14 protein-coding genes are annotated in these 21,820 nt (G+C 39.7%); 5 read left to right on the top strand and 9 right to left on the bottom strand.

What is annotated here, in order from left to right:
- Positions 1 to 4 precede the first annotated feature (4 nt).
- From B2W36_RS08960 to B2W36_RS08925, 8 genes are all read right to left on the bottom strand, one after another.
- Positions 5 to 3,343, bottom strand: a complete 3,339-nt coding sequence (locus B2W36_RS08960; protein ID WP_293887534.1) for a SusC/RagA family TonB-linked outer membrane protein — start codon at positions 3,341 to 3,343, stop codon at positions 5 to 7.
- A 3-nt stretch (positions 3,344 to 3,346) separates the two neighbouring features.
- Entirely contained in the window at positions 3,347 to 4,306 is a 960-nt protein-coding gene (locus B2W36_RS08955; protein ID WP_293887533.1) for a FecR family protein, read from the bottom strand.
- A 56-nt stretch (positions 4,307 to 4,362) separates the two neighbouring features.
- A complete protein-coding gene (locus B2W36_RS08950) occupies positions 4,363 to 4,917 on the bottom strand; it encodes an RNA polymerase sigma factor (protein ID WP_293887532.1) in 555 nt (184 codons plus the stop codon).
- A 294-nt stretch (positions 4,918 to 5,211) separates the two neighbouring features.
- The gene (locus tag B2W36_RS08945; RefSeq protein ID WP_293887531.1) at positions 5,212 to 6,795 is read right to left on the bottom strand and encodes a DUF3843 family protein; all 1,584 of its coding nucleotides are present in this window, start codon (positions 6,793 to 6,795) and stop codon (positions 5,212 to 5,214) included.
- A 275-nt stretch (positions 6,796 to 7,070) separates the two neighbouring features.
- The gene (locus B2W36_RS08940) at positions 7,071 to 7,871 is read right to left on the bottom strand and encodes a tyrosine-protein phosphatase (RefSeq protein ID WP_293887530.1); all 801 of its coding nucleotides are present in this window, start codon (positions 7,869 to 7,871) and stop codon (positions 7,071 to 7,073) included.
- Positions 7,872 to 8,045: 174 nt separating this feature from the next.
- Positions 8,046 to 10,016, bottom strand: coding sequence for a DUF4836 family protein (locus B2W36_RS08935; protein ID WP_293887529.1), 1,971 nt, complete (start codon positions 10,014 to 10,016; stop codon positions 8,046 to 8,048).
- An 89-nt stretch (positions 10,017 to 10,105) separates the two neighbouring features.
- On the bottom strand, positions 10,106 to 10,807 hold the full coding sequence (locus B2W36_RS08930; RefSeq protein WP_293887528.1) for a hypothetical protein: 702 nt from the start codon (positions 10,805 to 10,807) through the stop codon (positions 10,106 to 10,108).
- 154 nt (positions 10,808 to 10,961) lie between these two features.
- Entirely contained in the window at positions 10,962 to 12,092 is a 1,131-nt protein-coding gene (locus B2W36_RS08925; RefSeq protein ID WP_293887527.1) for a clostripain-related cysteine peptidase, read from the bottom strand.
- A 158-nt stretch (positions 12,093 to 12,250) separates the two neighbouring features.
- Here B2W36_RS08925 and B2W36_RS08920 point away from each other — a divergent pair, with 158 nt between their 5' ends.
- The 5 genes from B2W36_RS08920 to B2W36_RS08900 all read left to right on the top strand — a co-directional run bounded on the left by B2W36_RS08920 (position 12,251) and on the right by B2W36_RS08900 (position 20,555).
- A complete protein-coding gene (locus tag B2W36_RS08920; protein WP_293887526.1) occupies positions 12,251 to 13,855 on the top strand; it encodes a DNA/RNA non-specific endonuclease in 1,605 nt (534 codons plus the stop codon).
- 37 nt (positions 13,856 to 13,892) lie between these two features.
- Positions 13,893 to 15,332, top strand: a complete 1,440-nt coding sequence (locus B2W36_RS08915; RefSeq protein WP_293887525.1) for a fimbrillin family protein — start codon at positions 13,893 to 13,895, stop codon at positions 15,330 to 15,332.
- An 87-nt stretch (positions 15,333 to 15,419) separates the two neighbouring features.
- Positions 15,420 to 18,137 carry a TonB-dependent receptor gene (locus B2W36_RS08910; RefSeq protein WP_293887524.1) on the top strand — a complete coding sequence of 906 codons (2,718 nt, stop codon included), beginning with the start codon at positions 15,420 to 15,422 and terminating at the stop codon, positions 18,135 to 18,137.
- Between the two features lie 11 nt (positions 18,138 to 18,148).
- Positions 18,149 to 19,522 (top strand): DUF5689 domain-containing protein, encoded by a 1,374-nt coding sequence (locus tag B2W36_RS08905; protein ID WP_293887523.1) that lies wholly within the window; start codon positions 18,149 to 18,151, stop codon positions 19,520 to 19,522.
- Positions 19,523 to 19,529: 7 nt separating this feature from the next.
- The gene (locus B2W36_RS08900; protein WP_293887522.1) at positions 19,530 to 20,555 is read left to right on the top strand and encodes an endonuclease/exonuclease/phosphatase family protein; all 1,026 of its coding nucleotides are present in this window, start codon (positions 19,530 to 19,532) and stop codon (positions 20,553 to 20,555) included.
- 125 nt (positions 20,556 to 20,680) lie between these two features.
- On the opposite strand, the gene B2W36_RS08895 is transcribed toward B2W36_RS08900, so the two are convergent.
- Complete coding sequence (locus B2W36_RS08895) at positions 20,681 to 21,820, bottom strand: discoidin domain-containing protein (RefSeq protein ID WP_293887521.1); 1,140 nt, start codon at positions 21,818 to 21,820, stop codon at positions 20,681 to 20,683.

Raw genomic sequence — 21,820 nt, 5'->3', positions numbered from 1 at the left:
GTTTTTAGAAAGTTACATTTAAATTAAAACCTATGTAACGCATCGATGGTGAGTTCAAATCTTCTGAACCTACATCGGGATCGGAAAAACGATATTCCTTTGTCCAAAGAAGCAAATTCTGTCCAGTAACACCGACACTGGCACGTTTCGCTTTGAATTTAGAGGCTAATTTCTCAGGGACGCGGTAATTGAGCGATAGCTCCCGCAGTTTGATAAATGTCTCATCCCAATAATTTCGTCTACCTGAATACGCCGATTTCCAATAGGTTTCATAAGAGACCACTTTGTCATTTGGCGCAAACACACGCGTGTCTTCAGCAATCTGACCATATTTGTCATAGGTAACTCCCCCAGAAACGATCTTAACACCAGGAGCAACAAACGTTTTGTTTCCATTAACAACCTCTTCATAGCGATAAGGATTATCCGAATCCGGGTGAGCCCCTGTCTGCCATAAACGGGCGTTCATGCCTGAATAAGACATTCCTTTTATTCGCCCGTCAACACTCAAAGAAAGCGAGAAGTCTTTATAACGAAATTGATTTGTCAAACCACCGAACCATTTCGGTGCAGTATAACCATACAACTGAGCAGCATATTTAGCAGATATTGGCATACCGGAAGCATTGTTAACGATTTGCCCATCAGGAGAGAGCTCCCAATCCTTTACGGTAATATAGTCTGTTCTAGCTCCTTTTTTAACATATAATGCGTCGGCAGAATATACAGGATCAAGCTTGTGATAGAATTCCAGATTTTGAGACATATTTAAAATAATATCCCATTGAAAGTTTTCTTTTTTGATTGCAGCAGTACCCAAAGTGATTTCATGACCTTTCGTCATTTTCTCTTCTTGTGTATTGATTAACCGCGACGTAAAGCCTGATGAGCCCGAAATGGTCGCATAAGTCGTTACATTATGTAACAGACGATAATAACGGGTATAATTACCATAGAATCGATTTTTCCATAAACCAAAATCAAAACCAAACTCCGTCAAATCACGCTGCGTAGGTGATATGGAATAGTCCTTGATTGAATTCGGATAGGAAGCCGTTGGCAATCCATCCCAAACATTGTTGCTAATTGAAAAGGCCTGATTTATTTCATATGGAACTGGAACCGTCTTAGTTACTGCCCAAGACCCACGAACCTTGAACATATCCAACCAAGTAGGTTTATTCGCTATTAAATCACTTACGACGACACTACTTGAAACAGAAGGATAAAAATAAGAACGTTGTTCTTTGGATAAAGCCGAAGACCAATCGTTACGACCGGTCGCTTCTACAAAAACAGCATTACGCCAGGAGATAGAAAGTCGTCCATAGGTACTGTTGACCATTTCCTTTGTTTTACTTTCAATAGTCGACACTGGGTCAATTGAGTTTCGAAGCGAGTAAAATCCTGGTATCGACAAGCCATTGACTGTCGCTGCTGTAACAGCATTGTCACGTCGATAAAAAATTGCGCCACCCAATAATCCGTCGAAGCCAAAATCACCGACTTTCTTTTTCGCTGTAAAGATTACGTCATTTGTAGTACTAAAACCATCCTGATTTTGCATCCAATACTTTCCTTTACTGTCAAAGCCTGAATATCCCCCCCTCGTACCATAAATGCCCATTGGATTGCGTTGCTCTCGTCTTTGTCCATAATAATCGTATCCTGTACGCACCATAAGTTTCCCCCAATCAGAAACCTTATAATTTAAGGTCAAAGCAGCGTTCATTTTATTGACCAGCTCAGGGGTAACTTTCTCATAGGCCGTTAAATAGGGATTATCATACCAAGCTTTATACATCCAATTTTGAGATTGATCTTTAATCAACCAATAATCTTTGTAATCCTGTAAATTATACTCAGGCCCAGTCCACACGAGAATATTATAAATGTATCCCTGATCATTATATCCTGCGCCAAAATTACTTGTTGCTGAACGACGGTTATAGGCAAGGCGCGTTTCTATATCAACTTTTTCGCTAATCTTAGTCTGCCCAGCAACAGACATATTTGTCATATTCAGCTTTTGGTTTGGATATTGCCCTTTGTTATAAATATGATTTATCGATGTTCTAATACTTCCGTGTTCACCCTGATTGGTAAAACTGACGGAATTGTTGGATATAAATCCCGGTTCAAGGAAATTCTTAAAGTTGTCCTTGCCGCGGGAAAGCAACTCCATCTCTTCCAGTTGTTTTGTCTGTGGATTCCATTGCTTGGCTGAACGCCCAATATCCAGTTTATCTCCCCACACATAATCATCATTATTAAACTTTCCCCCTTCACCTGAAGAGTACCCATGTTGTACTTCCGGCAAAGCTAGATAACCCGAAAAAAACATGTTATTGCTATTGACGGATATCTCCGTTCCTTTTTCCGCAAGTCCCTTTTTTGTCGTGATCATAATGGCGCCACCAGCCCCCATACTACCATACAAGGCCGTTGCGGTTGCTCCTTTCAGCACGTTCATATCTTCGATATTATCTACTGGAACATCACGTAGGGTAAGATTTTCATAGGCAACCCCATCGATCACCAAAATAGGTGTTAATCCCCTCACTTGGATTTGAGGTGTACTGTTAAACTCCGTACTATTTAAAACACGGACACCTGAAATACGTCCCGTCAATGTGGTTCCTACATCAACCCCTTTTACCCGCGTCAGATCATCACCTTTGATGCTTTGTGTTGCATAACCTAGAGCCTTTTGTTCTCTCTTTATCCCCAGTGCCGTTACAACAACTTCACCAAGCTCTTCGGACAATTTACCTAATTTAATAACTTCAGCATTTGAAACGGAGACTTCGCTTGTCTGATAACCAATATAGGAAACCAACAAAATGGCATCGTCTGCCACATTAACAAATCGAAAAGTGCCTTGCTGATCGGTCGTTGTTACTTGTATACCGCCTTTGACCCGTAAGGTCACACCAGCGATAGGCTGTCCCGTTTCTTGATCGACAACCTTTCCTCGGATCTCTTTGGCGGCGTTAGAAACTGGCTTATCGTTTTTCACCTTAGTATCGCTGCCAGTTTTCCTAGAGATCACATAAAGCTTCTCATCAATCTTTTTGACCTCAAGATTTCCGTCCGAAATGGTCTGTATAAATTGAACGATTTGCTCCTTTTTCAATTTATCAAGGTCAGCGACTTCATTGATCTTTTGGTTCGAGATCGAAGCATCATAACCAAATTTGACGTTGAATTTCTGTTCCATTCGCGTGAGGATTTTCCCGATTCCTTCACTGGTAGAAAATTGTGAGGCCATGGTATGAAGTGCGAGCGACTGAAAAAGCAGTGCACTTCCCATAAGTTTTAGATAGTAATTGGTCCTTTTCATAAATTACTTTTTATGGATAATTGTTTGATTAAATGCGGTATTGAGCATCTTGAGCGATTTTTCCAAATCACTGGCAGGTAGATAACCCGTATAACTTTCAGTCCGGAAAGAATCGATTAATTCAAGATGACTATCTGGATAAAGATTATTTAGATCGGCTACGATCTGCATGAGTGGAACTTGATCAAATGACAAGAGATCACTCTTCCAATTCGATGCGGTGCTGGTGTCCGCTTTGGCAACATCAAATTGCCTTTGTCGCATATCATAGGCAACTTTTTGGCCAGGGGTAACAAATGAATACTGCCCATCGCGCGAAACGCGGACTTTACCATGATTCAACACGAGACTGCTACTTCCTTCAGAACAATTTAAATTAAATGCGGTGCCTAATACGCGTACATCAAAGTCGCCGGAACTGGCGATTACAAAAGGTTGTTTAGCATTCTTTGCTACCTCAAAAAAAGCTTCCCCCGAAAGCTTGATCCGACGTAAACTGTCTGTATCAAAATCTGACAACAATTCAATATGTGCACCTTGCCGAAGAGAAACATGTGTACCATCGGGCAATACAAGCTGCTTAACAAATTTTGTCGGATTGGAAAAATGAACAATTGCAGAAACTTGATTAATCTCTTTTTGGCCCTTAAATTTAAATTGGAAGAGGCCAGCAAGACCGATTAACAGTAAACACGCAGCGGCAGAAATGACAGACCAACGTCTTTTCGAAATAGGTATTAAGCGCGGAGTCAATGCCGTACCTGTAATCGTAAAGAAGATATCCTCTGAAGTCGTTTTATTTAGTTCACAATCGCGATTGTCCAGCGCAACGACTTCCTCGACATCCGGAAGTTCATCCTTGTCACAAGAAGTCAGTAAATCAAGAAATATGGCATTTTCCTTGGGACTAAGTTCTCCCTTAAGGAATTTTTTATATAAAGCAGCTATTTTGGAATTCATCATCTATGCCCATCTTTAAATACATATACGTACCTAGATGACCGAAAGACGATGCGGTTCTAAAAGATTCTTAAAAAAATCAATAGGGCTATTGAAATCTCAAAATGATCAAGAATATATTGCCGAACAAACTTGTTGCCCTTAACCAATTGATCACGGACGGTATTGACGGAAATCCCAAGCCTATCTGCAATTTCCTGATTATCCAAAAACTCTTCTTTACTTAACAAAAAGATTTCGAGTCGCGATTTTGGGAGTTTTGAAATGGCTTCACGATAAATTCGCTCCAAATCTTTAAACCGAATTGCTTCCTCATTCGAATTGTCTACCAATTTGGTCTGATCGATATCTGTAGCCTGAAATTGGAATCTGATCTTTTGTTTCCGCAGTTCGTCAAACACAAGGTTCCGGGCAATCGTATAGAGATAAGACTGCGGATTTTTATTTCCATCTAATTCCGCCCATTTTTTCCAAATTCGGGAGAATGTTTCCTGGACTAAATCTGCGGCAGCTGCTTCTTCTTTCAGGTGTAAATAAGCATATTTATACACTTTATCCTTGTACAGTAAAAAGAATGTTTTAAAATCCAGGACATTATTATTTTCAATAGGCATTCTTCATCACTTATAATTGATCCTACAAGTTTAGTGAGAATTTTTTAAAATATACCATGAGACGCACATCATATACGACCTATAAATCACAGTTTCACAAGTAGTAACACATTAATTATAATGAATTCACATTAAATTAACACAATGGTTAATTGGAGCTCCATTAACAATACTGTGATCACCGAATCTTGCCACGTTCTACATCCTGGAATAAGCTGGAAATAAAAAAGTCTCCTTGCAATAAGCAAAGAGACTTTTGTTATGGTCCTGTAATTTTATAGTAGACTACGCAAGCTATTTTAGCAACGGAAATGGTCCTAAGAAGTAAGTCCCGCGTTTATAGAAACGGAGGAAGAAATCAAGTACTTCATTGTCCACAGGGAAAAAGAACTGCTTATCCACCTCAGCTTTGAATAAATTAATATAATACTTAGGCAACTCGCTTGGAAAGAAATCTTCAACCAAAAGATTCAAGAAATACCGAGCGTAAGGCACTTCATTTTGGTTGTCTTTCTCCACAAAATTGTTATTATCCAATGGGAAAAATTCTTCTATGCCGCCGAATACTTCCAAACCAGTTTTAGGGTTAAAGAAAACGGTGACTTTAGCATCCTCCGTAAGATCCAGATTTGATTCAGGAAGCGGGGACTCTTCTTTGCTTGGATATTTCTGCTGATATTTCTTAAAAAAATCAGTCGCAAATTCCTTTACTTCCTTTCCTTCCATAAACACAACTGCTGCCTTATGCTCTGCTTGGAATAATTTACCCATATCTTTCAGCTGCTTTTCAGTTTTCTTCAAGCTCTTATCCTTTCCATTCAATGCCTCAATACGATACGTCATCTCATACTGTTCAGGTAAATCAAAATTTACTTCTTCTGGGCTAACCACGGTCATGATTCCAGACAAGTTCCAGGCATCTTTCCATGGTACAATTTCCATATAGAAAGATAACGTTTCTGTAGGCTCAACAAATTGCTGTATGGAGTCCTTAAAGATTTTAAACGGAGTTTTTGTACCGATATGCTTTACATGCACATACAGCTCGTCCGTCTTTACATATTCAAAAAAGCTATTGATGCGGTTACCCAGCGTTTGGACAATACGGTATAGTGCATGTTCCTTTCCCACCACCTCAGCGACAAATTCAGATGCTTTCAACGCAAACAAATGTAGTCTATAATTATTGAAGTGGTTGTCTCGAACACGATAGATCATCTGTTGTAATTGATTCTGGTCGTGTTGATATCGTCCAATCTCAGCAACTTGCATCAAATGATTTAGATTGGTATTATATTCGCCCGCTGTCAGATAATTTGTAGCAACGAGTTTCTCTATAAAATTACGGACGTCAAAATAACTCGCACCTTCGTCCAAAACATATTCTAGCTTTAACTTCTCATTTTCAGGCGCAACCTCATAATGCTCTTCCAAAATTGAATAGGCCAAATCGGTAATCAACTGAATCAAACGTCCACGTGGATCAATAAACAGATGTGGATTACGTTCGCTGAAAAACAACCAAGTCAATACAGCAATATCTTCGCTATTAATATCCTCGGCATAATAATCTGTCAAGGCATCATCAGTATAGAAAGGTAAAAGTTGATTATACAGTTCCGTATGGATTGTTCTAAATGCAGAAAAAATTCCTGTTTTTGCGATAACATCTTCTAAGTAACAGGTCAAATAGATACTCAATGTTTTTAAAGCATCTGTATGGATAAGATCATTCGTTTCTTGCTCCTCAAACCATAGTGTCGATAAACTATCATTGATTTCATTTGCAACGCGTAAGTAATAACTATCTATTTCGTTGGTTTTTTGATAAGTATGGTGTGCTATCCAGTCTTGAATAAAAATTCTGTTTCCTCTCATATGAAAAATGCTAAAACCAAAAGTAGCCAAATTTTCGAAATATCCATACGTGCAGATATAAACATCAATTAAAATTGTTGACTGCTTCAAAATCTAGTGCAAGCAACAAAATAAACTTTATCATCCGAGGGGTAATTGACGACCACAGTATGCTCAGATACTTACAAATAACGTAATTGAAGAACCTATACAAGTTAGAAGAACAAAATTGCCACAAATAAAAAAAGAGATACCCAAATAGATATCTCTCTTTTTTATTAAAAGGAATCTGTAAGTTACCCTGTGGCAATCACATTCTTACTACTACCAAAATGATCTTGCAACGTGGGATTCAAAATAGTGCATGTTTTCAATAAATCGCGTACAGGATATTTGGCCACCACATCCTCCAAGGCAGCCAAATGACGTTCGTGATGTACATCTGTTCCTACAAAATCGTACATCCCCGATTTAATCATCGTCAAGGCTGTCGATTTCACTTCAACACCATAATAACGACTAATCGAGAGCAAATTAAGCTGTAACATGCACCCTGCATCCTTGATATGCTTATACATGTTGAAGTTGTAATGATAGTAGTTATAACGTTCTGGATGTGCCAATATAGGTTGATAACCTAGATTTTGTATATCCAATATCGTTTGAAATAGCGCTTTGGATTCTTGTAAATAAGACATCTCAATCAATACATAACCACCTGGCATCACACATAACTCATTGGATTGGATGAGGTTTACAATACCATCATCAATCATATGCTCTGCAGCGGAATGGATTTCCGGCATATTGGGAAGCCCCTTCATACCAGTTAAAAGCTTGTCTTTAGACGCTTCAATCGTACGAATTGAATTTGGATGTACACCATCCATTATATGCGGTGTACACACATATTTCTCAAAGCCCATTCTTCCAAGTCCTTTCAACAGTGTCAAGGATTGCTCAATAGATTGACTTCCATCGTCTATTCCAGGCAGAATATGGTTGTGCATATCCACTTCCAAAAAGGCCAATTTTCCCACAACTTTTACCTTTGAATCCTGAGTTTTGTTCCCAAACAGTTTTGAAAATATCCCCATACTGTGCTGTATAAATCGTTTAGTTTGTCTATTAAAGTAGTTTGTTAAATATCAAATGTACCATAAACAAGCCAAAAAGACTTAATAATATTTTAACATTATGAAAATATAACCATAATATTACAAAAGCAATCAAAACAATAGTGCAATAAATTTGTTTTGCCCGCCTTTTAGTTACTTTTTATTTAATTCTATGATAATTTGATCCATTAAATAACTGATGGCGCCATCGCTTGTCTGCGGTAACCGTGTAGACATTTCAACTTCAGCGCGGTTGCCTACAATTCCTTTAGAAGTAATTGCAGTACTGCCATATTGATTGAGTTGCGTCAACATTTCTTCCCATTGTTTCCCTGGTGAAACACCCATTTCCTTTAACATATCAGGCAGCTTTTTTAAATCCACCGCAGCCGACATCTTATTTTGCTTCATCAGCTTGACGAAATCTTTGTTTGTAGGACCGCTCATCTTATTTCGACGGATATCATTTAAAGACAGTGAATCATTGCTGACCATAACCAAATCCTCCTTTAGAAGAACATACATTGGAACATCCACATTTTTCTTGGTCGAAAATGCATAAATACCATCATGGACTTGGCCAACATGCTTTGAAACAGCCATTTCTAAGCCTTTTTTGATCAAGCGTTGATCCTTTGATGTAAACATCCAAATAAATACAGGAAGTGTTTCTTCTTTGGTCTTTTTCACTTCGGTTGCATTGTAATCATCGTCATAAGTATAATCGATGTAGTCTTTCTTGAATTTACGAAGACCGTTAACAACTACAAGATGGTCGCCCGGCATTACTTGAGCAATTGCTTTTTCATCTAGTGCTATTTCGAGCGCCATCAGCCCCCATTCTAAAACATCCTGTTGCGGCCCCAGCAAACCACCATAATATTTTGCCATATAGGCCGGCATTTCTGTCAGATAAGCTTCCGAATTAATATTCACATTGAAGAAACCTAAAGTCTTATCGGTCAAATATTTATTAAACTTCGAATTAGGTTTTCGCGCATACATTCTTTTGGTCATCTCAGCAAGCCCTTTATCCAATCCAACAGAACCTTTTAATTTCAGCACACTTCCTTCTTGCGCTAAATCCAATATACCATCTTGATATCCGGTTTTGAACTTATCCAGTTTAATCCCCATGTAATAATAAGGAAGTGAGGTATACGGAGTAAGGCCACGATAAAGATCCTCTACACGGGGAACGTACAAGCGAATAAGTCCCATGTTTTTCTGAACTTTCTCCTGATCAGCACTTGATAGGGACTTATAATTACCAGCAAGCAACCGGGTAGCTTCGTTCAACAACCACTTTTCAAGTAAGCCATTGCGGATAGAATCATTTTTTCGATTTTGATCTTCATATGCTGTATAAAGTGAATCATAGTAACTCGGGTCATGCATTTCAACTTCTTCACTCCCAACAACATCCACTACCGGCGGCTGAATTTCTGCAGCAGCTAATTCAACGGTATCCGGTTCTACATCGATAGCAACAGGAGGCGATACCTGCTCAGGAAGCTTTACAGCCTCATCCCACACGACCGCTGCGGAATCCATTGCCACCACTGTAGTATCTGCCCAGGCGTCCTCGTCATCGGCCGGCCGTGCGATATAGTCTACCTTCTTAATACCATACCGACCAGCGATTGAATCATTGTCGAAAAAAGTTGGATTTGCCGTCGCCGAAATAAATCGAGCAATATGATCGTTATAGACCAACATGCTGCCCGCTTTGAGACTGACGCTGCTGTAGCCATTTGAAAATGCTTTTGGTTCACCGGCTGCATGGAGTAATTGTTCAAATTGCCCCTTATTGTTCAAAGAAAATAAGAATTCCGTAAAACTAATACTATCAGTTTTCCTGGTATAAAAATAAGCAGGCTTAGAAAGGTCGACGCCTAAATTTTTGATATCATTGTTCGCAGAAATACCAGCTTTTTCAAAAAAACCCGCTTTTTGAAGTAACTCGTTCAGTTTGTTCGCATTTGCTTTCTGTACAATATCTTTCAGGTTGAAAGCAGCAACCACTTCCACATCTTCGGGGACCTGTTTGATTAGGTCCTGCGCCTGAACACTTGCCCCGAAGGACAAACAGGCGAATGCAACTAATATAAATTTTGATTTCATCTTATAAATAATTTTTCAGCTGAACCGGACTTGTTGTTCATTTGCAGTTTATGCGCTAAGCACGTCTCGGTTTTCACCACGTTATTAGGTTATTTTGTTAGTGTGATTTTATTCGCCAAGCTCGATTTACCATACACCAGATCAATAAAAGGCAACTTCAGCAGTACCCCTTTTTTATTTCCTGCAACCTTTGCCAAACTGTTTCCCTGAGAGATTACAGGCTTTTCAAAACGTACGATCTGTGTATAGAATGCGTCTGCAAACTGGGTTGTATTGTCGCTTCCCAACTGATTGAATTTTGCTTTCCACTCATTGGAAGCTACAAATTTGCGTTCAAAAACATGAGATTGCGCATGATAATAATATCGGTTCGAATTCGATATCTTAGTTTTAAAACGGTTTGCCAAGATATCCGAAAAAGCATTCAACGATTCAATCTGGCTAAAATCACAGGAAATATTAACAATGTAATTGGTAAAATCCGTCTTGTACGCTACATTAGAAATACCTTTAGTCTGCTTCAATAACTGAACAGCAGATCGAATTTCCTTCTCCATTTCGGCTTGAGAAGGTATTCGGATTCCCTTTATACTTTTCATCTTCATTAAAGAAGACACCTTCGTCTTACTTTTACTCAAATTTAATGTCGCCGCAATATGCCCAGAACCGTCCGATTTTAAATCAATCTGTTCAACAAAGTCAAAACAACTTGACAATGTCAAAGTGATTAAAAAGGCACAAATCACGCCATAGAATCTTTTCAATTTTCTTTTTGCTTTAAATCCATTCATTAGAACTCGGTACGATTAATAATTTGTCAAATCAATATATGTTTTACATCAGCAGCAAACATTGTGCTATTTTTTCTTATGGACAAAATTATTAAAGTCGCGAAAGCATTTCACTACCTGAATTCAGGGAAAAATGAGAATATATATGTTAAACCTACTCCTTCACGAAAGAATTAAAGCCGCTATCTTTAGACCATTGCAGTGTATTATAATAGGGATGTATCCACTTATTTAAATCATTAGGGACATAACAGGACAGTCCGGAGTACCGCAAAATGGGTTTACCCAGAAACCTGGCCGTATTCGCCTTAAAGATAACCAATTTCGAAACTGTAGCCTCGATAGCTGTTGTCTCTGAGGGCAACATGTTCTGATGCACAAAATCAAGAAAATCAAAACCAGCGGATAAAGACTTCTCGTCAAAATCCAGTCGCTGTAAGTTGTCGCGATATACCGTTGTCAGGGGGGATTTATTCAGTGCAATATGGACGTTGTTTGCAAGATCCGACCAATAGGCATTATACACTACAGCTATCGTAGCAGACTGATAGAGGCCTGTTAACTGATTATAAAAATTAAAATATGTTGCCGCTGCAGACCTCAGCCCCCGCTCTAGATTAGGATCAAATAAATCTTTCAAGACCAAATGATAAGGCATACTAGTGGATAACACTTCCGCTGGTGAAGCAATCGTATATTTAGCTTTTTCCCGAAGCTGATACAAGACTTCCACACTCGCCATGGAACAGGCATCGAACATTAAAAAATCAAGCCCAGAAGGAATAACCGTTTGCAGATCCCTGAGTTCAGTTTTGCTTCCCCTGTCTTCGTTAAACGACATCAATTTGACACCAACATTCGGCAGCCAGTTTGTTGCATGTGACCATAACACAAGCCCTACTGGACGACTGCCGGCATATGCATTCATGGTCAATAGGATTTGTTTCATTACTTCGGGGCTTGCCGAATCTTGATCCCCATATGATTTGATGACTGTACTTTTAATTTCTGGACTTTGATCGGCTACAATTTTGTAGATTTTGGGCGTTGTGCCCGCCAAAGATGCATATACATAAACATCGGCGTCCAATCCAACCAACCCCTCTTCCATTGCATTGATGCTGTTATAAGCATCTGAAACCAGGTTATTATTAGCACCAATATAAACCAACAACACACGGCTATCGCTCTCCATTAACTTGTCTTTTTTGTCATTGCAACTATTTAACAGCGTTATAGATAAAATAGACAATACCATCAATACGCGGAACATAATCAAATTCATAGTAAAAACACTTAAAAACAGTAACAAATATATCTAAAAATCAAACTGATACATCAATAAAATAATTATTTACACAAAAGAATACAAAGACTTCATATTAATTTAACTTAACTTAAGTATTTTTGCAATTACTTTATTAACAAACACTAACTATCAATATGATTAAGAAGATCATAACTATTCCACAACAGCATATGTTGCGAATAGCTTGCTTTATGATTGCATCGCTTACATTTAATTCCTGTCAGAAGCCTGAATCTCGAATCGAGCGGCCGGCAGTACAATTTACCCCCACCATCGTCGGCCAAATCAACACAAAAGCTACCGGAACTACCTGGGAACAGAATGACCAAATCGGTGTATACATGTACAGATCAGGTCAACCGTTGGAATCAGCGACTGTTATCGACCAGGTCAACAATCACTTGTTCACTTTTAATGGTTCGCTCTTTCAAAGCAACAATTCAATTTTCTTAAACGCTGAAAAAGTGGATTTCATCGCATACTATCCGTATAAATCGCTAACAGATTTTCAATATCCAATTGATTTAAGTGATCAGTCCAATCCCGCAGCTTTAGACCTGATGTACGCAAATAACGCTAAAAACATCGATAAAAGTAACAACACCATCCCGCTTAATTTTGTAAGGCAATTGAGTAAAATCAGTATTCATCTCTCCATTACCAATACCGCTGAACTGGACGCAAATCAAGTTACGGTTAAATTACCAGCAATAAGCACGCAAGGGGGACTCGACTTAACATCCGGAAAATTGACGGTGAATTCAACGGAGAAAAAAGATGTTCAGGGAAAATTAACGGTAAATGCGAATAAAACAGCTTTAATTGAATTTCTACTCCTTCCGGGTGAAGATATCACCGGAAAGGCAATTAAGTTTGTTGCTTCTAATGGCGATAGCTATACCTGGACGGTACCACAAAATCAAAACCTAAAGCAACTGACCGCAGGTAACAGATACAGCTTTGACATCAAAATCGACAACGGTAAACCGAGCGGTGGAGTCGGTGATTCACAAGCCTATCTAGAAATTCCCAAGATGAACAGTCTCAGCAATGATGAGGTTTTTATACAGCATTTTATGCCGGACGCCAGCGACAGTAGAAACTATGCGATGTTATATGACAAAAAATTAAAAATGGCGTATTGGGTAGCTTATCCGTTATACAGCAGCATTTTGGGATCGGGCAATCGCACGGATGCATGGGGATATGATCCGCAAGTCTCTACGGCTTTTCAACCTAATTTATTTAATGGTTTCAAGCCAAGCGGCTACGACAGAGGACACCAATTACCAAGTGCGGACCGCAACTTAAATACAACCCAAAATAAAACAACGTTTTACTTCACCAACATGACCGCACAAGCTTCACGTCTGAACCAAGGTATTTGGGCAAACCTGGAAACGAAAGTCAGAACCTGGACGGCACAGTGTGATACGATGTATGTCGTAACAGGAGCAATGCCTACAACAAGTACCAATACAGTATTGGATTTCGCGCAGGACAATGATGGCAAAGATATCGCCAAACCCAAATATTACTTCAAAGCACTAGCAATGAAAAAAGGATCCGAATATTATACCATTGCCTATAAGATAAATAATGAAACCCCACCTTCTGGAGTAACCTTTGAAAACTATAGATTATCGGTAAGCGACCTTGAAAAGGCTACAGGATTCATGTTCTTCCCCGATCTCAATGACGCTCAAAAAGCAAATATTAACACCTCTATTTGGAAATAATTAATAAACGACTTAGTCATATCAATTCATTTTAATTATGAAAGTAAACCAACTTTTATTCCTAGCGACTGCAGCAGCAGCCATTACAAGTTCCTGCCAAAAGGCACCTGTTTCAGAACAAGAAATTACTAAAGCGGTAACTTTTTCGTCAACAATCTCCAATCAAGTTACGACCAAAGCAACTGGAGCAAACTGGGAAAGCAACGATGCTATCGGTGTTTTCATGAAAACCGGCAGCGGCCTAAGCAATGCATTGGCAAGCAACAAACAGTATGTTACATCGAGTGGAGACGGAAACTTCAAAGCGAATGGCACTACCGAAGAAATCTCTTATCCTGCTGATGGTTCCAACGTAGATTTCATTGCCTACTACCCTTATCAAACAACCATCAGCAACAATGTCTACCCAGTCAATGTAAGCGATCAAAGTCAACAAAATAAAATCGACTTATTATATGCTAATAATGTAACTGGTGCCAATAAAAATACAGCAAACGCCCAATTACAATTTAGCCACAAACTCAGTAAAATTGAATTGACGATTGCGGCCGGAACTGGCGTTAGTTCCCTATCAGGTCTTACCGTAACTTACAATGGATTCAATACAACTGCAAATTTCGACCTTGCAACAGGTACATTAGCTGCTGGCACTAACCCGGCGGCTATCAAAGCAAAAACGACAGCTGGAACAAACACTACATCAGCAGAAGCCATCTTATTGCCTGTCGCCAACATTTCTGGAGCAAAAGTTGAATTCAAAATTGGCAATGAAATCTATACGTGGACTTTACCATCATCAACAACTTACGAAGCTGGTAAAAAATATAGCTATAACATTACTCTACAGGAGGAAGCAGGCAACAATACAGCTATTGTAGCTTCAGGAAGTATTGTTGACTGGACCGATGTTCCTTCAGGCTCTTACACCATTGGCAAAGATGAGGACAATGGTGGCGGTACAACAGATCCGGTTGAACAGACATTATATGAGGAAGGGTTTGGAGCAGAGAAGATCGCCGCTAACACAGATTTTGATAAATTCACAGGCTGGGCAAACACGGCTGTGAAATACACATTAGATGCAGGTAAATTATCAATCCGCTACACCGGCTTTAGCGATAATAACATTTGGGTCCCCGCTAACGCTGATGCAAAATTTACGATATCCGACATTAATACTTCAGGTGCGACTAAATTGAAGTTTAAATTTTCATTCGGAGTAAATAGCAATGCTGCGACATCTGCATTTGACTCAAAGGATATTGTTGTTACATTCAACGGAAAGAACTACTCCCCTGCATCCGTTGTTTTTTCTGATGCAAATGGCTATAAAACAAATACAAAATATCCATTAGAAATCGATTTATCAGCAGAGACCAATATACCTGCAAATTCTACACTTTCAATGGCTATCGCAGGAACAGCAAATACGATCGGTGTAAGATTAGATGATTTAACACTTGTCGGCCAAAAATAAAATACAATAAAAACATCTTCAAATGCAACACATCCATCATGTGTTGCATTTGTTAGCTAAATACATTTCACTATTTAACCTCAAGCTATGTATAAAAAATACATACTTTTTGCGCTCTTATCGGCGGCCAGTACCCCTATCTTTGCCCAAAAGGCCAACGTACAGGGTATCGTACGCAATCAGTTGAGCAAAGAACCTTTTTCCAATGTACGTCTCGTCTTTGAAAAAAATCAAAAAACAGTCGTTACGGATTCCAAAGGAAACTTCAATCTACCGAAGTTAAATTCAGGCGAGGAAACTATCCTGATCACGGGCGGGAATATTCAAGAAACTAAAATTACTGTTCAAATCCCGACCTCCGGTCTGCTCAAAATGGAAGACATTTATGTTCTTCCAAGTACCGACAATGATAATATGGTGCAACTGAGCATGGCTGCAGATGATTTATTGGATGATGATAACGAATCTTTCGATCAAAACATTTCGGCCAAAATTATCCTTTCCAATGACGTATACGTTAACAAAATTGGTTATCAGCTCTCACAGTTCCGTTTCCGCCTTCGCGGATACAACAACCGATACGAACAAAAATATATCAACGGTGTACATTTCAACGACCAGTTGCGTGGTGTATTTAACTATGCTTCCATCGGTGCAATCAACGATTTGACACGCAATGGAGACGAAGACAACGCCATGGATGCCTCGACTTTTACATTCGGCTCCATTGGCGGCTCTGAAAACATCAACATGCGTGCAAGCACCTTTGCGAAAGGCGCAAAGGCAACAGCTACCTATACCAACCGAAATTATTATAGCCGCGGCATGCTGAGCTATTCCACCGGTCTCATGGACAATGGCTGGGCATTTACAGGGTTGATCGGTGGTCGTTATGCCGATAAAGGTTATGTAGAAGGAACATTCTACAAGAATGTCTCTTATGCCCTATCGATTGAAAAACAATTCCAACAAGGAAAACACAGCTTATCCCTAGTTACCTTTGGTTCACCCGTAGAGCGCGGTCAACAATCAGGCTCGTTTCAGGAAGCCTACGATCTCCTCGACAATAACCTATACAACCCCAATTGGGGTTACCAAGATGGAAAAATCAGGAATTCGCGTGTAGTAACGGCTTACGACCCGACCGCAATCCTTTCACATATCTGGAAAATCGATCCGAACACAAAACTGACTACAGGTATATCACTGCATTATGGCAAATATGCTAGCACAGCGCTCAATTGGTACAACGGTCCCGACCCAAGGCCCGATTATTACCGTAATTTACCAAGCTACTTTACGGATTCCATTACCAATCAGTTCTATACGAACCTATGGCAATCGGCCAAAGTATCGCAGGTCGACTGGGACAACTTATACCTCGTTAATAAGCTTGAGAATAAAATCAATGATGGCGCCGCAATTTACATGCTTGAAAAACGCCATAGCGACCTTCTGGAAAGCAGCTTTAATACAACGCTCAACAAAACCATTAACGAGCATGCTAAACTGACCCTCGGTATCGGGGCCAAAGGATCACAATCCCAGCAATATAAAACTGTAGCGGATCTACTGGGCGCTGAATATGTGCTGGATATTGACAAATTCTCTGAACGTGACTTTGGACAAAATACAGGTCAAAGCCAAAACGACTTGTTAAATCCCAACTTTAAGGCACGCAAAGATGATATTTTTGGATATCGTTACAACATTAATATCAAGTCTGCGAATGCATGGCTACAAAACGAATACACGTATTCGAACATCGACTTTTTCTACGCTACACAGCTTTCTTACACGAGCTTTCAACGCGTAGGCTACATGAAAAATGGACGCTTCCCGACCAATTCTTATGGTAAAGGGCAAGAACACCATTTTTTTGACTATGCTTTCAAGGGTGGAATGACCTACAAATTCAATGGCCGTCATTTATTAAACGCCAAGATCAGCTATCAGACCAAAGCGCCATTGGCTAATGATGCTTATATCTCACCGAGGGTAAGTGACTTTACTTTTGAAGACCTCAAGAGTGCCAAGATATTCTCTACTGATATCAGTTATGTCTTCTCCTTGCCGAAACTAAATGGTCGTTTATCGGTCTTTCAGACCAACTTTACAGATCTCATCAGCCGACAAAGTTACTATAATGATGTCGCCCGTACCTTTATCAACCATGGTCTAAAAGATATGAACCAGGTCAATAGAGGGATAGAGCTCGGATTGACCTATAAAGTTGACAACAATTGGAGTATTGATCTCGCAGCAACAAAGGCTGAATACTATTACAGCAACAACCCAATGGGAGCACAAAACTCCGAAAATGGATTGATCAATAATGAACGCGAGATGGTCTACCTTAATAACTACTATGTTGGTGGAATGCCACAGATCGCAGGAACTTTAGGAGTCCGTTATTTCGTAAACTACTGGTTTTTTGGCGCTAATTTAAATTACGCTGGCGATATGTACCTCTCTAAAGCTCCTCTTCGTCAGTTGGCATCTAACTACAACACCATCAATCCGTACGATCCGGAACTCGATGGCGCCTACCATATCCTGACCGACCAGGAAAAGTTCAAAAATAGCGCAACCGTCGACCTATCGATCGGTAAAATTCTTTATCTGAAGAATCGCAAATCAATGAACTTCAATTTGGCGGTCAACAACGTATTAAACAACAAAAACATCCGAACAGGTGGCTTCGAAAATGCACGTCTGGATATTACTGCAGCAAATAAGTTTGCATCCAAATATTATTACATGCAGGGAATCAACTGCTTTATGAATGTATCCTATAGATTTTAATTTCAACAACGATGAATAAAAAAAATATACAAACGGTCTATGCATCGATGCTATCGCTCATCTGTATTGGACTCATCTTATTTACAGGAGCCTGTAAGCGCGATCCTGAAGCCCCCCTATTGACTCAGCCGATCTACGACGGTCCAAATGCCAACACCACAATAGCCGCATTAAAAGAAAAATACGCAAGCATTAACGATCCAAAAGTAATCGACGAAGATCTGGTTATTAAAGCACTAGTGACCGGAAACGATATTTCGGGAAATATCTACAAACAACTGTACATTCAGGATGAAACTGCAGCCATCAATTTGGGTGTCGATCAAAACAGCATGTACACAACTTTTCGCGCAGGCCAGGAAGTGTATATCAGCTTAAAAGGCCTGTCCATGGTGAAATATGGTGGCGAACTGCAGATTGGATTCAGTGGAACCAATGCCAACCGTATTGCATGGGAAATCTTCAAACAACATACAAAAGGTAGCGGATGGCCTAATGCGGCCAATTTAACGCCATTGGAAGTTGATCTTTCTAAATTAGACGCTTCGATGGTCAACAAGTTGGTTATCATTAAAAATGTGCGTTTTAACAATGGTGGTGTCAATGCTTTCGCAGGTGGAACGGCGACTGTTAGCGAAGTCGTCAAAGATGCGAATGGCAAAACATTGGATGTTCGCAACAGCAACTTCTCTACCTTTGCTAAAGAGATCCTTCCTAAAGGAAACGGAACACTAGTCGGAATATTAGGTCGTTACAATGGTGGTTGGCAGCTCTTCTTACGTGACAAAACAGATGTTATTGATTTTGACGGTACAGATGCTGGAACAACACCGACTGATCCCGAAACCGGAGGGACACTATTCAGTGAAACATTTGGCAATGGCACTTATCCAAGTGGCAACCGTCCAAAAATTGCAGATTTCACCGATTTCGACATGAAAGCTCCGGTGACTTATACCGACGCAAGCGGATCTATTGATATCAGAACTGTTACAGGTGTCAACGCTTCATTATGGTTTCCGGCAAATAAAGATATTTCATTAGACATTGCAGGTATTCAATCCGCAAATAAAACTGACCTATCATTAAGCTTTCAATTGATGAGTAATGTAAACAAAGATCCGGATAACGCCAATCTGAATATGGTAAAGGTTATTGTGAATGGCCATACCTATTCACTTCCTAGTACTCCGGTAAGTGCTCCGAACGATCTCAATAAATATTACACCTTTACGATTCCGAATCTTCCAGCCGCAGCGACCAGCATAGTAGAGTTTAAAGTTTCTGCTAGCGACAATGCTTTTGGATTCCGTTTAGATAATATTAAAATCGTAAGTGCGACTGGCGGAAACGGTTCAGACAATACGATTATAGTTACTAAATAGATAAAAGATGAACTATAAACACATCAGCTGCATTTTACTTCTCCTTTTATTTGCTGCACACCCGAGTTTCGCACAAACCAACCGTCGGTTTTATCCCATCGCATTCTACAATCTGGAGAATCTATACGATGCCGTAAAAGATTCTTCCATCAATGACGATGAGTTTACGCCAAAGGGTGCCAACACATGGACGGAAGCAAAATACCAACAAAAAGTAAAAAATATGGCACGAGCAATTCGTGCCATTGGTTCGCCTAGTTCAAGCCTCGGGCCCATTGCTTTAGGGGTAGCCGAAATTGAAAACCGCCGTGTCCTCGAAGATCTGACCAAAGACCCACAACTCAGTGACTTGGGTTTAAAGATTGTACATCACGATTCGCCGGACCGCCGTGGTGTGGATGTTGGATTTCTGTATAACCCAGAATTCTTTACCCCATATCGCGATCAGGCGTATCCCTTTCATTTGCCAGAGAATCCCGGGTTCAAGACACGTGATCAACTATTGATATCCGGAACTATCGCCGGCGATACAGTGCATATCATTGTCAACCACTGGCCTTCACGCTATGGCAACAAATCTTCCGAACTACGTGAATTTGCCGCCAGCATTACCAAAGGAATATGTGATTCCCTATATCGCGAAAATCCCGAAGCGAAGATTATTATCATGGGCGATTTAAATGATGATCCCAAAGATAAAAGCGTAAAGGAAGTATTGCAGGCAAAGAAAAATCCACAAGCTGTACCAGCTCAGGGCTTGTATAATACCATGTGGAAGTTTTACGATAAGGGAATTGGATCTCTTGGTTATCAAGGACAGTGGAACCTTTTTGATCAAATCATTATCTCAAGACCACTATTGGACAATAAAAACAAAGGCTTACGTTTTGTCAAAGCAGAAATCTTCAATCGGGACTTTTTGGTGCAACAGGAAGGCCGCAACAAAGGTTATCCGCACCGAACATTTTCCGGCGGAGTATTTATCAATGGCTACTCAGATCACTTTCCAACGTTGATCTATTTGGTAAAATAAACTAAAAAACAACTTGTTTTGCTGATTGCCTCGTATTGATAGAATGTTCCTATAGCAAACTCCCTTCAATATAAGAGGGGAAATCTTAATAGATTTCCCCTCTTATAAATAAACGACAATTCAATTTAATAACCAAAAGCCTTAAATTCACCCAGATGTGTAAAATCATCGCCAGCATCCTTTGGTTTTGTCATGGTCACCCGAACATAACGCCCTCTGGTAACTTTAGGTAACGTATAATATTGCCAATCGCTATTTGTTGGGTCAAATGACAGATTTGAAGCTACCTTTGTGAAGGTGATGCCATCCAATGATGTTTCTAAATCATATTGGATAAACCCATTATTTGCACCAGATCTTCTGATCATTCCAATTTTAGAAATGAATCGTGCCTTACCAAAATCAATTTTGAACCAATGCGGAAAAGGAATGGATGGATCATCGTACTGAGAATGCCAAAAGGACATTATATCGTTATCTATTAACGCTTCCGCTCCCCCCCCATCATCAATCTGAGAATCTGAAACTGTCGCAATCCAATTGGATCGATCGGTAAACTCGGCTTCATCGCCAACCATAGCTTGTGCTCCAGGAGCTTGCTCAATCACTTTACTTGCTTCAACTTTCAGTTCAGTGTCAACAATAGTAAGTTTAAATGAAATTGGTTTTGTTTCGTCAAACAGTTTATCAATCGCTATGGATTCTACAGCTGGCCCGTCTACAGTCTTTATTCTTTGTTCCCCTTCTATTGTATAGTTGATCGTATACTTCAACGAACGGTCAAGGGTCTTAGGAATAGTAAATTTCACCCCGCCTTCAATTGGTTCGGTTTGTATATTGTCAAGTTTATACTTTACTTCATACGGCAATGGCGTTAATACCGTGGTCGTGACTTTTGATGATGTCCCTTCATTGGTAAAATACTGTATAGCAAAATCATAGGACTTATATTCACTCAAATGAATAATGACCGGCTCTTCAAACTTGGTAAGTTCTAACTTCTTCTCCGTTCCATCCATATACGTGATGGTTGCTTTTGTCACACGATCACTCAGCTTTGGAAAGTAAATTTCAATATTTTGATTAAATGCCGACACATAAGTCAAACTAGAGGGACGAGCAGTAGGACGTTTCTCACTGACCACGACTTCATTTTCCAACTGTGGCGGAAATACAAGTTCCTCTTCTTTACATGCCTGAACAGCCAATAAAATGCTACCAATCAAAAGGCATTTGCCAATTACTTCGCTAAATCTTTTCTTCAT

Source organism: Sphingobacterium sp. UBA3549 (assembly GCF_002376635.1).
Taxonomy (GTDB): domain Bacteria; phylum Bacteroidota; class Bacteroidia; order Sphingobacteriales; family Sphingobacteriaceae; genus Sphingobacterium.
This window is presented reverse-complemented; position numbering and strand designations above follow the sequence as displayed.

Coding starts and splice junctions, on each gene's coding strand:
- B2W36_RS08935 (WP_293887529.1), bottom strand. CDS start 10,016: ATGAAATCAAAATTTATATTAGTTGCATTCGCCTGTTTGTCCTTCGGG.
- B2W36_RS08930 (WP_293887528.1), bottom strand. CDS start 10,807: ATGAATGGATTTAAAGCAAAAAGAAAATTGAAAAGATTCTATGGCGTG.
- B2W36_RS08920 (WP_293887526.1), top strand. CDS start 12,251: ATGATTAAGAAGATCATAACTATTCCACAACAGCATATGTTGCGAATA.
- B2W36_RS08905 (WP_293887523.1), top strand. CDS start 18,149: ATGAATAAAAAAAATATACAAACGGTCTATGCATCGATGCTATCGCTC.
- B2W36_RS08915 (WP_293887525.1), top strand. CDS start 13,893: ATGAAAGTAAACCAACTTTTATTCCTAGCGACTGCAGCAGCAGCCATT.
- B2W36_RS08940 (WP_293887530.1), bottom strand. CDS start 7,871: ATGGGGATATTTTCAAAACTGTTTGGGAACAAAACTCAGGATTCAAAG.
- B2W36_RS08960 (WP_293887534.1), bottom strand. CDS start 3,343: ATGAAAAGGACCAATTACTATCTAAAACTTATGGGAAGTGCACTGCTT.
- B2W36_RS08895 (WP_293887521.1), bottom strand. CDS start 21,820: ATGAAGAAAAGATTTAGCGAAGTAATTGGCAAATGCCTTTTGATTGGT.
- B2W36_RS08925 (WP_293887527.1), bottom strand. CDS start 12,092: ATGAATTTGATTATGTTCCGCGTATTGATGGTATTGTCTATTTTATCT.
- B2W36_RS08900 (WP_293887522.1), top strand. CDS start 19,530: ATGAACTATAAACACATCAGCTGCATTTTACTTCTCCTTTTATTTGCT.
- B2W36_RS08955 (WP_293887533.1), bottom strand. CDS start 4,306: ATGATGAATTCCAAAATAGCTGCTTTATATAAAAAATTCCTTAAGGGA.
- B2W36_RS08945 (WP_293887531.1), bottom strand. CDS start 6,795: ATGAGAGGAAACAGAATTTTTATTCAAGACTGGATAGCACACCATACT.
- B2W36_RS08950 (WP_293887532.1), bottom strand. CDS start 4,917: ATGCCTATTGAAAATAATAATGTCCTGGATTTTAAAACATTCTTTTTA.
- B2W36_RS08910 (WP_293887524.1), top strand. CDS start 15,420: ATGTATAAAAAATACATACTTTTTGCGCTCTTATCGGCGGCCAGTACC.